The organism is Clostridium sardiniense, from assembly GCF_050584765.1.
Classification (GTDB): Bacteria; Bacillota; Clostridia; order Clostridiales; family Clostridiaceae; genus Clostridium; species Clostridium sardiniense_A.
In genome coordinates, this window is record NZ_JBNOOR010000002.1 from 841785 (window position 1) to 854904 (window position 13120).

Genomic DNA, 13120 nt, shown 5'->3' on the forward strand with positions numbered 1-13120 from the left:
AATATATTCTGTAACAGTATTAATTCGATTAACACTAGTACTCTTTTATTTTTTATAAGAATACATATCCTTGGTTAAATAAACACTTATTTTGTTACTCATAATACTGTTTAAAACTATATTTTTTCCCATATAGCTTTAAACATAAAAAAGAGCCAAAAAAGCTCTTTTTTATAACTATATTATCCTTTTAATTCTTTATAAATTATATACTCTAATTCCTCTATAAAATACTCTAATAAAGACATTTTATTATTTAATCTTTGTTCCACAATATGGACAATATTTATAATCTCCTTCTAACGTTCTTCCACATGAAGGACATATATTCTTAGGTGAATAATAGTAGTTATCAGAATGCCCATTATCTATTTCATTTAAATCCCAATATGTTATATCTATATTCTCACCATTTTCAATTCTCTTCCCTTTGTCTTTTGGAATTTCATATATAGTACCACACCTATTACACTTGATATAATATCTTTCATTCCACTTAAATATGGGTATAAAGAAAAACTGAAACAAACTAAATGTTTTTATAAGTTGTCCTGTAGTATTAGTATTGCAAACCTTACAAGGTACATTATTTAATGTTTTTATTTCCTTTTGACCACTCTCTATTCCAAATATGCCTATAAAAAACATAATTTCATCTCCATTTATCTATTCAAAAAATTCCTTAGCATAGATAACTTCTCCACTAATATTCCTCAATCCATTCTCTATAAGTTCAACTGCCATAAAATTTTCATCTGGTACTTCAAAAGGTGCTTTTATTCCCCATTTACTTGCAGGTTCATATCCAAAACGTGAATAATAATTAGGATCTCCAACTATAACTACACTACTATATCCTAACTCCTTTGCTATTTTATGTCCTTCTAAAACTAGCTTTTTTCCCACTCCTAGTCCATGGTACTTAGGTAATACCGCAAGTGGTGCAAGGGCAAGTGATATATGTTCCCCTATTTTTATTTTAGTAATCATAGTATGCCCTATAATCTTTCCATCATTTTCTGCGACAAGAGATAATTCTTTAATAAAAGCATCACTATCTCTTAATTTATTTACAAGGTTATGCTCATTATGGTCTGTATGTTCTGCATTTTCAAATGCTAATCTAACAACATCATAAACCTCATTGAAATCTTTATTATTTTCTTCTCTAATTATAATATTCATTTAATACCCCTCTTTTAACTTATTTAAAAAAGTATTTAATTTACCTTCTGTATCAAATTTAAAAGAATATCCGTAAGTTATTGCTGTTTGTCCATTATTTAACCTTTTAGGAAATTCTCTTAGCACTGTGCTATGAAACAAACCCTCGCTTTTTAACTTTAATTCTTCACTTATAGTATCTGGATTCAGAACTATACTTATCCTCTTATTAGGAATTAAATATATAATTTCTTTATTCTTTTTATTTTCGAATTTTATTCCCTTATCTGTTTCTTTTATAGATCTAAATCCATTTAGCTCAAAAATATATTTTAATTTATCACTTAAATTATCCATTCATTCAACCTCTATTAAATAATTTTTAATATGTCTCATAACAATAATTATACTACAAATTAAACTAAATTTGATTCTGAAGTAACTTCTGAATCTCTAATTCTGTTAATTCTCTATACTGACCTTTTTCTAATGATTCATCTAACTTAACTTCGCCAATAGCAATTCTATTTAAATACACTACATGACAACCTAATGCCTTTAACATACGTTTTACCTGATGTTTGCGTCCTTCTGAAATAGTAAGATATCCAGATACAACTTGTTGATTATGTTGGTTTGAATCTATATTACATAAACTATCAATTTCATCTTTAAAATCTTTGCACACACCTGATTTTTGTACCTCTATTCTTGCAGGCTTTGTTAGTATTTCACCTTTATTAATATAAACTCCTTCTTCTAATTTCTTTATGTTTTCTTCACTTAAAGAACCTAAAGCCCAAAAGAAGTAAGTCTTTTCCATATGCTTTTCCGGATGCATTAATCTATGCTCAAATTCACCATCATTAGTAAACAATAATAATCCTTCTGTATCTTTATCTAATCTTCCAACATGGAATACTCCATTCATATTCATATCATCAAAGAAATCAAATACAGTTTTATGAGAAGCATCTCTTTTTGCAGTTATGTATCCTGCTGGTTTATTAAACATATAATATACTTTTTCAGTATAATAAACTCTCTCATCAAGATATTCAATAACATCTAATCTTTCATCTATATCTATTGCAGGTATTGTTATAACTTCTCCATTAACCTTAACTTTACCCTCTTTAATATAAATCCTGACCTCTTTACGCTTTCCAACATATGATTGTGCTAAGAATTTATCTAACCTCATACTTCTTCACTTCCTTTCCTTTGACTAATAATTTATATATCATTAAATAATAAATTCTCAGGGTATTTGTAGTCTACAAAAATCCACTAAAAAAGATGAGTGGTAATAATATTAATCACTCATCTTCAAAATAACTATTTTCTAACAAGTCTTGCTACATTCTCTATATGAGCAGTTTGAGGGAACATATCAACTGGTTGCACTTTTTCCGTTCTATATCCTAGCTCATCTAATATCTTTAAATCTCTAGCTAAAGTACTTGGATCGCAAGATACATATACTACTCTATCAGGCTTAGTTTCCCCTATAGCTTTTAATAACTTAATATCACAGCCTTTTCTTGGTGGGTCAACAACTATTACGTCAGCCTTAACCCCTTCCTCTATAAGCTTTGGAATAACTTCTTCTGACTTACCTACAAAAAATTCTGCATTAGATACATAATTCATCTTAGCATTTTCTCTCGCATTAATTATTGCAGGTTCTACAATCTCAACTCCATAAACCTTCTTAGCCTTTTGTGATAAGAATAATGTTATTGAACCCGTTCCACAATAAGCATCAAATACAGTTTCTTCTCCCGTAAGGTCCGCATATTCTAAAGTCTTACTATATAGCACTTCAGTTTGAGTAGGGTTTACTTGGAAGAATGAAAGTGGTGATATATTAAACTTAAACTCTCCAATATAATCTTTTATATAATCTTCTCCCCATAATGTGTAGCATTCTGGTGTAAGTATTACGTTAGTATCTTTAGAATTAATATTAAGAACTATACTCTTTAATCCTTCAACATGGAATTCAAGCTTTCTAATAAGCTCATTCATATGATTTAAGTCTTTTCTAGTTGCTACTATAACTACCATTACTTCGCCAGTTTTAAAGCCTTTTCTAATCATTACATGTCTAAGTAGCCCTTTTTTGTTAAACTTACCATCAACAAAGGCTGGCATTATATTGAATTCTTCAATCCATTCTTTTGTTATCTTACTTATCTTATTTGCATCTTCTTCTTGAATTAAACATTCTTCTATATCTATGATATCGTGACTTCTTGGTGCATAGAAACCTAAAGCTGGCTTACCTTTAACCATTCCTATAGGCAGTTGAACCTTATTTCTATATTGGTATGGATTCTCCTCCATTCCAATTGGGTACTCAACTAACTCCTCAGAAAGCCCACCTATCTTCTTAATGCAATCTTTTACTCTTTCCCACTTAAAGTCTAATTGAGTTTTATAGTCCATATGCTGCAATTTACATCCACCACATCTTTTAAAATACTCGCATTTAGGTTCTACTCTACCTTCTGATTTCTCTATAACTTCTAAAAGTTTTCCATAAGCAAAGTTCTTATTCACCTTAACTACTCTAACTTTTACCTTCTCACCTTTTAAAGCACCTTCTATAAAAATTGGATATCCATCAACTTTTGCTATTCCTTCACCTTCATAGCCCTGAGATACTATATCTAAAATGTATTCCGTATTCTTTACAACCATTTAAATTCACCTTTTTCTTACGATTTAATATTGATTAATTATATCATAATTTCAACACATATTGTGAGTAGCATTTACTTCTTACTCTTCCATTTAAACTTATAATAATAAATAATATACAATAAGTTTTTAAGATAATAAAAAAAGACTACTGATTTAAATCAGTAGTCAAAATTTAAACGATTACTTATGCTTTTCTAACCTTTGATGAAAGTAGTATTAATCCTCCAACACTTACAAGTACAGCAGCACCTACTCCTAGTAGTTTTGTAGTGTTTTTCTTGTTACAAGATACTAAAGCTTTAAAATCTTTCATATTGCTACACCTCACCTTAAAATTATTCTTTCGGTAAATATGTTCTTAATCTATATTATGATTTTACCCTCTTATTGCTTTCTTAATCTACAATTTTTATAATTTTTAAGGTTAATTTAATATGACTCTATAAAAGTTTCGCACTGAGTCTCTGCACTTTCTCTTGGCATATTACCAACTATTATTAAGTTTCTGGCCTCGCACCTTCCATCACCATTGTAAAAGCATTTTCTAGCGCTGCAAGATACATTAGGTGAGAACTTCACTTCACCCGGCCCACTTAAAATTTGCATTATTTCACCAAAGAAATCCGTATTAGTAACAGCTTTCACTTCATTTACTATTGTATCTACCCTAAAATTACTACAATATGTTTGGCTTGATGTGTATGCACTATCACCTTCTACTAATATATATTCTGCACCACATAATCCACCTTCATTATTGACACAATTATGTGCTGTACATCCCAATGTATTCATTAATAATCACACTCCCTTTTACAATATATTATTAACAAAGTAAGTGTGATTATTCATTATTACATTTTATTTCTCATCTGCTGATCTATCATGTACATTCCAAGTAAATGCGAAGAATACTATTGCAAGTATACATGAAGCCATAAGCATTATAAATCCACCGCTCCAATTAAATCTATCTACAACGGCTCCCATTACCACTTCTGCAATTACTTGTCCTCCCATATATCCGAAAAGACCAGTAAATCCAGCTGCTGTTCCTGCCGCTTTCTTTGGAACAAGATCCAGTGCACTTACACCAATTAGCATAACCGGTCCATATATTAGTGCTCCAATTGATGCTAAAGCACAATTTATAACAACTGGGTTTGCACTTTTCCAATATACGAATACAGCTATGAAAACTCCAATCATACAGAAGATTCCAAGTGGGGCTCTTCTTCCATGGAATACCTTATCACTAAGCCATCCAATTATTATTGTTCCTGGTATTGCTGCATATTCAAATAATGCAAATGCGATTGAAGAATCTTTCATGCTAAAATGTCTAACTTCTTCTAAGTATGTAGGTACCCAGTTTATTACTCCATATCTAACTAAGTAAACGAACACATTAGCTAGTGCAATAAACCATAAGTATTTATTGTTAAATACATATTTAAATAATATTTCTTTTGCTGTTAATTCTCTTTCTCTATCCTCTACAGCAACCTCTGGATAATCATCCTTATATTCTTCAATTGGTGGTAATCCAACTGATTGAGGTGTATCTTTAGCAAATATCATATATAATATACCAATTATAATTGCAAGTATTCCTGGTAAGTAAAAAATTCCTTTCCAACTACCAAATATTGATACTCCAAGTACTGCTATTGTAGCTATAAGTCCTCCCCCAACGTTATGAGCTGTATTCCAGATTGACATTTTTACTCCACGTTCTTTATCAGAAAACCAGTGAGTTATTGTTCTACCACATGGTGGCCATCCCATTCCTTGGAACCATCCATTTAAAAGCATTAATATAAACATTAATGTTATACTACTTGTTAGCGGGAAGAATAAATTAACTACCCCTGATGCTATAAGCCCTATTGCTAAGAAATATCTAGGATTTGATCTATCTGATACATTTCCCATAACAAACTTACTAATTCCATAAGCTATTCCTAGCGCTGATGCTACAAACCCAAGCTGCATCTTTGTAAAGCCTTGATCTACAAGATATGCCTTTGCAAGTGAAAAGTTACTTCTTACAAAATAATATGTTAAGTATCCAATGTATATACTTATGAAAACTTGTATTCTATATCTTTTGTATGCAGAGTCTATCTTATCTTTTGGTAGCCTCTCTATATGTTTTGCTGGCTCTAAAAATTTTAACAATTTTTCCATCCCCTTATGTATTCATCCTCTGTGCTTAAAAAAAACCACAAAAAGGCATATCTTAAATTATGCTTTTTGCGGTTATTCTCTATATCTCTACACCTAAGTTTATTCAATTTTACATTTTGATAAATAGCGCTATTTCCTTTCTTATAATACATTTTTTAGTAAACATTTACAAGAAATTTCACTTTCAAATTATCATTTTTTACCGTTTGTTCATTTTATTTTATTTTTATTTTTATTTATTGTAAGAAAGCATAAAAAAAATAGCACCACAAAGGGTGCAATAGAATCAGTTGCCAATACTAATCTTTCAAATAAACGTATAAAACGTACATCTTATAATTTTAACACATATTACAAATAATATACAATATTTTTTTATTTTTTTTAAATTAAGATTAATATCTAAATCCAACCCAAATCTATAAAAATAACTCTTAGAGAATAATCTCTAAGAGTTATTAGGTGTTTAAAGTATTTAAACTATTTTACAACACTTACTTTCATTAAGTTAGTTGCTCCAACTTCTCCAACTGGTACTCCAGCAGCTATAACTACAGTGTCTCCGTTTTGAACGAATCCATTTTCTTTAGCTATTTCTACTGATTTATCCATCATTTCATCAGTTGATTCTAATCTGTCTGAAACGATTGAGTATACACCCCATGAGAATGCTAATTGCTTAGCAACTGTTTCGTCTGGAGTTACAGCTATTATTGGGCATTCTGGTCTGCATTGTGATAATCTCTTAGCAGTTGCTCCACTTTGAGTTGATGAAACTATAGCTGAAGCTTGTAATTCATTAGCAGCATTACAAGTAGCTCTGCTTATTACTCCTGAGATTGCTGGAATATGGCTAGTTGCTTGTGATACAGCAACTTCATATTTTAATTGCTTTTCAGCTTCTTCAGCGATTTTAGCCATTGTTTGAACAGCTTCTACTGGGTAGCTTCCGTTAGCACTTTCACCTGATAACATGATTGCATCTGTTCCATCTAATATAGCGTTAGCTACGTCTGAAACCTCTGCTCTTGTTGGTCTTGGGTTTCTGATCATTGAATCTAACATTTGAGTTGCAGTAACAACTGGAATTCCAGCTTTATTACATTTTTGTATTATCATCTTTTGAACAGCTGGTACGTTTTCTATTGGAATTTCAACACCAAGGTCTCCTCTAGCTACCATAATAGCATCTGATTCAGCTATTATTGAATCTATGTTATCAACACCTTCTTGGTTTTCTATCTTAGGGCAGATAAGTATGTTTTCTCCACCATTTTCATCTAAAACTTTTCTTATAGCTCTTACGTCTTCAACTTTTCTTACGAATGATGCAGCGATCATAGTTACGCCCATTTCACATCCGAATATTAAGTCTGATTCGTCTTTCTTAGTTAAAGCTGGTAATTTTATTGAAACACCAGGAACGTTAACTCCTTTGTGGCTTCCAACTAATCCTGTGTTCATAACTTCACAGATTACCTTGTTTCCTTCTACTCTTCTAACTTCTAATCCAACTAAACCATCATCTATTAATATAGTGTTTCCTGGTTTAACATCGTTAGCTAATCCATCGTAGCTTACTGAACATTTAGTTGCATCTCCAACTACTTCTTCACCAACATATATAGTGAATTCTGAACCCTTTTGTAATTCAAGCTTACTTGGTTCAAAGTTTCCAGTTCTTATTTCTGGTCCTTTTGTATCTAAAACTATAGCAATTTCTTTATTGAATTTCTTTGCTAATTCTTTAACCTTTCTTATTCTTCCGCCATGTTCTTCATGGTCACCATGTGAAAAGTTATGTCTTGAAGCATTCATCCCTGCTTCTATAATTTTTGATAGTATTTCTTCATTTTCACTTGCTGGTCCGATTGTACAGATCATTTTAGTCTTTTTCATTCGAAATAACACTCCTCTTTATTATAATTAACCCAAAATCTATATATAAATATTATTTATAGCTATTATTTTGATAAGATTTCTGCTATTCTGTAAGTTTCTTCATCAAACTTTCTTTCAACTGCTAAAGCTTCATCTATATCCATATCAATTATCTTATTATCTACTGTTCCTATAACTCTTGAAGTTTTTCCTTCTTGTAGAACTTCTACAGCTTTTGCTCCCATTTTTGAAGCTAATACTGTATCAAATGCACTTGGACTTCCACCTCTTTGGATATGTCCTAATACAGTTGCTCTTGTTTCTATTCCAGTAATTTCTTCTACTTCTTCAGCAAGCTCGAAAGCTCCACCTACTCCTTCAGCTAAAAGTACAAGATTATGCATCTTTCCTTTTTGCTTTCCTTCTAAAATAGTTTTACATAAGTCGTTTTTATCGAATCCTTTTTCTGGTGTTATGATAGCTTCTGCTCCACCTGCTAAACCAGCATATAAAGCTATATCTCCACAATTTCTTCCCATAACTTCAACTATTGATACTCTTTCATGTGATGTTGAAGTATCTCTAATCTTGTTAATTGCATCTAATACTGTATTTAATGCTGTATCAAATCCTATAGTATAGTCTGTATAAGCTAAATCATTATCGATAGTTCCTGGTAATCCTACAGTCTTAACTCCTAATTTTGAAAGAAGTTTAGCTCCTGTAAATGATCCATCTCCTCCGATTACAACTAAAGCATCAACTCCATAAGCTTTTAATATTTTAACAGCTTTTTTTCTTACTTCTTCTTGCTTAAACTCTGGACATCTAGCTGTTCTTAGGATTGTTCCACCTCTTTGGATTATGTCTGAAACAGAGCTTCTATCCATTGTGAATAATTCTCCGTTTATTAATCCGCTGTAACCTCTTTGGACTCCCATTACTTCTATCCCAGCTGCTATAGCAGTTCTAGTTACTGCTCTAAGTGCAGCATTCATTCCTGGTGCATCTCCACCACTAGTTAAAATAGCTATCTTTTTCATGATTACTCCTCCTTCTACCGCCGGGACATGGCTAGTCCCACTGGTAACAAAACTTCCCACGTTTATATGACCGATTATAATTGTACATAAATTGTTGAAATTTATCAACGTAATTTCTTCAACTTTTTTCAATATACTTCTATATATAATAAGTTATTCTTTATTTATCTAAATTTTTCGCTATGTTCTGATAATTTTTAATAATATTACAATTAATATTATACCCTATGAATATTAAAATTATATACAAAATAAATGATTTTTAGGAATTAATTTTTGTAAAAATTTTCATTTACATTTCATTCAATATTATTCATATTTATTAACCATTTTTCATATTTTTAATCATTTTATTGAAAATTTATTAAATAAATATTGTACTAATTAATCATTTATAGGATATTTATATAACTTTTCTTAATTATTCTAATACAATTATCTACTTATTTCGATAAAATTTCAATACTAAATAGTAATTTTTCAGTATTTTTAGATTATTTCCACAAAAAATAAGTATGATGCATTAATTATGCATCATACTTTAATATTCTAGGAAGATATTACCTTGATATTATCTTCACCATATTTATCTTTAAGCACTGTAATTATATCTGTATCTAGATTAACCCAAGCTTCTCTAGCTAATCTGTAACTTTTGTTATTAGAAGCATTAAATACATATATTGCTACATCACCCTTATATTCTTCAAAACCTATTCTAAGTTCATAATTAGCCTTTTTAACTGCTTCTTCATCATTTACTCTAATATAAATTTTGTTAGAATCAACCTTCTCTAAACCTTCAATCTTTTCACATATAAGTTTTGGTGGCTCATCTTCTTTTAGACTAATTCTTCCTTTTATAGTAACTAAAGCATCTTCTGCAATACTCTCTCTTACTCTATCTAATGTTCTTGGGAATACTATAACTTCTATCTCACCACTTAAGTCTTCAAGTTTTAAAAATGCCATAATAGTATTATTTCTAGTAACCTTTTGATTTACTTCTGTAAGTATTCCTCCAAGTATCACTGTCTCATTATCTTTAATAGGCATTTGATCAACTATCTCTTCTATATTTATACCTTTTGAAATATTTTCCTCAATTGCTTTATGAACTTTAAAAATACTACTTACCGAAGTAGTTGTTTGCATCTCTAAACTTTTTGTATACTCATCTAATGGATGACCTGATAGATACATACCTGTCATTTCCTTTTCCATTGATAAAAGATTCCTTTTATTAAATTCTTTTATATTTGGGTAGTTAATCTCTGGCATACTTATCTCTTCCTCAACTGCAAAGAGACTTATTTGTCCATCAATATTTCTCTTTTTATCTCCAGCTACTCCATCCATTAATTTTTCATACACAGCAAGAAGCTTAGATCTAAATACTCCAAAAGCATCAAATGCTCCAGCTTTTATTAAACTTTCAACAGCTCTTTTATTTATTGTTCCAAGATCTAACTTGTTTATAAAATCCATTATTGAGGTAAATTCACCTTTACCTTCTCTAGCTTTAACGATTCCTTCAACTACATTTACTCCAACATTTCTTATTGCAGCTAATCCGAAGATTATCTTGTCACCTTCAACTGTAAATTTTGAATAACTTTTATTTATATCAGGTGGAACTACTTGTATACCAAGGCTTTCTGCAAATTTTATATATCCTGCAACTTTTTCATTTATCCCCATAACTGAATTAAGCATGGCCGCAATCATCTCTACTGGATAATACTTCATTAAATATGCAGTTTGATATCCAACTACACCATAAGCTGCAGCATGTGATTTATTAAATGCATAGGATGCAAAGTCCATCATCATGTCATATATCTTATTAGCTGCCTCTTCTGATATACCATTTCTTAAGCATCCAGGCACTTCAATGTTTCCATCACTATCTTCTATACCATATATAAAGTTCTTTCTCTCTTCTTCCATAACCTTATGTTTCTTCTTAGACATAGCTCTTCTAACAAGGTCACTTCTTCCCATGGAGTATCCAGCTAGTTTTCTAACTATTTCCATAACCTGTTCTTGATATACCATAACACCATAAGTAACATTTAATATATCTTCAAGTTCTGGAGTTACATATTCAACTTTATCTGGATTTTTCTTTCTTTCAATATATCTTGGTATTTCTGCCATTGGACCTGGTCTATATAAAGATATACCCGCAATAATATCTTCTAATGAATCTGGTTTAAGTTCTTTCATGAAAGATACCATTCCAGCTGACTCTAATTGGAATACTCCAGCTGTTTTACCTTCACCAATCATCTTATAAACTTCTCTATCATCAAAATCTATCTTATCTAAATCAATGTCTACCCCTCTATTGTATTTAATCATTCTAAGGGCATCATTCATAACTGTAAGGGTACGAAGTCCTAGGAAGTCCATTTTTAACAGACCAAGTTCTTCTAATGTATTCATACCAAATTGAGTTACTATCATATCTTCATTCTTTTGAAGTGGTACATATTCAACTAAAGGCTTTGATGCAATAACTACACCAGCAGCATGAGTTGATGAGTGTCTTGGAAGACCTTCTAAGTCTTTACTAACATCTATAAGGTTTTGTACCCTCATATCTGTATCATAAGCAGTTTTAAGTTCTGGATTTAAGTCAAGCGCCTTCTCTATAGTTATTCCAAGCATTGTAGGTATCATTTTAGCTATTCTATCAACCTCCGCATAGGAATAGTTCATAGCTCTACCAACATCTCTTATACAGGCTCTAGCAGCCATTGTACCAAATGTTATAATTTGAGATACATTGTTTTCTCCATACTTTTCAACAACATAATCTATTACCTCTTGTCTTCTTTCATAACAGAAATCAGAGTCTATATCGGGCATACTTACTCTCTCTGGATTTAGAAATCTTTCAAAAAGCAAGCTATACTTTATAGGATCTATCTTTGTTATTCCTAGAGTAAATGCGACTATTGACCCTGCTGCTGATCCTCTCCCTGGTCCTGTTGGTATCCCTTGTTCATTTGAATATCTTATGAAATCCCAAACTATAAGAAAATAATCAACATATCCCATTTGATTAATTACTCCAAGTTCATAATCAAGTCTATCAATAAGTACTTTAGCTTCCTCATTTTCTTCTCTCATTTTGAATATCTTATCGTAATCATATTCTTCATTCTTTATATCATCAAATACGCTATATCTCTCTAAAAGTCCCTTAAAACATGTATCCCTTAAATATATATAAGGATCATCTTCATCTGTTGGAAGTGGGAATTTAGGAAGCTTAGACACATGGAATTCGTAATCAAAATTACACTGATCCGCAATTTTTATTGTATTCTCTAAAGCCTCTTTAACATATGAGAACATATCATACATTTCATCAGCTGATTTTAAATAAAATTGATCTGATGGATATCTTCTTCTATCATGATCTTCAACTGTTTTACCAGTTTGAATACACATTAATATATCATGAGACTTTGAATCTCTTTGTTCTATGTAATGAACATCATTTGTTGCAACTAATGGAATCCCTGTTTCTTTAGATAATTTTATATTAAGTTCATTTACTTTTCTTTGTTCTTCCATTCCATGATTTTGAAGCTCTAAATAGAAACCTTCCTTAAATATATCTTTATAAGTCAAAGCAATATCTTTTGCCTTTTCATAGTTTTCGTTAAGAAGAGCCTTCTGTACCTCTCCCCCTAGGCATGCACTTAATGCAATAAGCCCTTCACTATGTGCTCTTAGATAGTCATGATCAACTCTAGGCTTGTAATAGAATCCATCAATAGATGCTGCTGATACTATCTTCATAAGATTCTCATATCCAGTTTCATTCTTAACTAAAAGAACTAAATGATTTGTACTATTATCTTTATCTACATTTTTTATAAGCATAGATTTACTAGCTACATAAACTTCACAGCCAAGTATAGGTTTAATACCTTCTTCTTTAGCTGCCTTATAAAAATCTACACAACCATACATAACTCCATGATCTGTAATAGCCATGCTTTCCATACCTAACTCTTTTGCCTTTTTTACAAGCTTTTTAATTTTGCCTGATCCATCTAAAAGGCTATACTCTGTGTGAAGGTGTAAATGACAAAACTTTTTATTTTCCACTTAGT

The 13120-nt window shown here is 30.9% G+C and carries 11 protein-coding genes; all 11 read right to left on the bottom strand.

The window, feature by feature from the left end; genetic code table 11:
• Window positions 1-252: 252 nt before the first annotated feature.
• On the bottom strand, window positions 253-648 hold the full coding sequence (locus ACQPUW_RS13565; RefSeq protein WP_430838033.1) for a zinc ribbon domain-containing protein: 396 nt from the start codon (window positions 646-648) through the stop codon (window positions 253-255).
• Window positions 649-666: 18 nt separating this feature from the next.
• Entirely contained in the window at window positions 667-1185 is a 519-nt protein-coding gene (locus tag ACQPUW_RS13570; protein ID WP_430838034.1) for a GNAT family N-acetyltransferase, read from the bottom strand.
• Window positions 1186-1521 carry a hypothetical protein gene (locus ACQPUW_RS13575; protein WP_430838035.1) on the bottom strand — a complete coding sequence of 112 codons (336 nt, stop codon included), beginning with the start codon at window positions 1519-1521 and terminating at the stop codon, window positions 1186-1188. It lies immediately after the preceding gene.
• A 64-nt stretch (window positions 1522-1585) separates the two neighbouring features.
• The gene (locus ACQPUW_RS13580) at window positions 1586-2368 is read right to left on the bottom strand and encodes a pseudouridine synthase (RefSeq protein WP_430838036.1); all 783 of its coding nucleotides are present in this window, start codon (window positions 2366-2368) and stop codon (window positions 1586-1588) included.
• Window positions 2369-2502: 134 nt separating this feature from the next.
• Window positions 2503-3870: a 23S rRNA (uracil(1939)-C(5))-methyltransferase RlmD gene (gene rlmD, locus ACQPUW_RS13585; protein ID WP_430838037.1), complete on the bottom strand. Its 1368-nt coding sequence runs from the start codon at window positions 3868-3870 to the stop codon at window positions 2503-2505.
• 187 nt (window positions 3871-4057) lie between these two features.
• On the bottom strand, window positions 4058-4186 hold the full coding sequence (locus tag ACQPUW_RS13590; RefSeq protein ID WP_430838038.1) for a hypothetical protein: 129 nt from the start codon (window positions 4184-4186) through the stop codon (window positions 4058-4060).
• Window positions 4187-4302: 116 nt separating this feature from the next.
• Window positions 4303-4668, bottom strand: coding sequence for a DUF1540 domain-containing protein (locus tag ACQPUW_RS13595; RefSeq protein ID WP_430838039.1), 366 nt, complete (start codon window positions 4666-4668; stop codon window positions 4303-4305).
• 66 nt (window positions 4669-4734) lie between these two features.
• Window positions 4735-6054 carry a glycerol-3-phosphate transporter gene (gene glpT / locus ACQPUW_RS13600; protein WP_430838040.1) on the bottom strand — a complete coding sequence of 440 codons (1320 nt, stop codon included), beginning with the start codon at window positions 6052-6054 and terminating at the stop codon, window positions 4735-4737.
• 489 nt (window positions 6055-6543) lie between these two features.
• Window positions 6544-7962 (bottom strand): pyruvate kinase, encoded by a 1419-nt coding sequence (pyk, locus tag ACQPUW_RS13605; protein ID WP_430838041.1) that lies wholly within the window; start codon window positions 7960-7962, stop codon window positions 6544-6546.
• 65 nt (window positions 7963-8027) lie between these two features.
• Window positions 8028-8987 carry a 6-phosphofructokinase gene (pfkA, locus tag ACQPUW_RS13610; protein ID WP_430838042.1) on the bottom strand — a complete coding sequence of 320 codons (960 nt, stop codon included), beginning with the start codon at window positions 8985-8987 and terminating at the stop codon, window positions 8028-8030.
• Window positions 8988-9536: 549 nt separating this feature from the next.
• Window positions 9537-13115: a DNA polymerase III subunit alpha gene (locus ACQPUW_RS13615; protein ID WP_430838043.1), complete on the bottom strand. Its 3579-nt coding sequence runs from the start codon at window positions 13113-13115 to the stop codon at window positions 9537-9539.
• Window positions 13116-13120 lie beyond the last annotated feature (5 nt).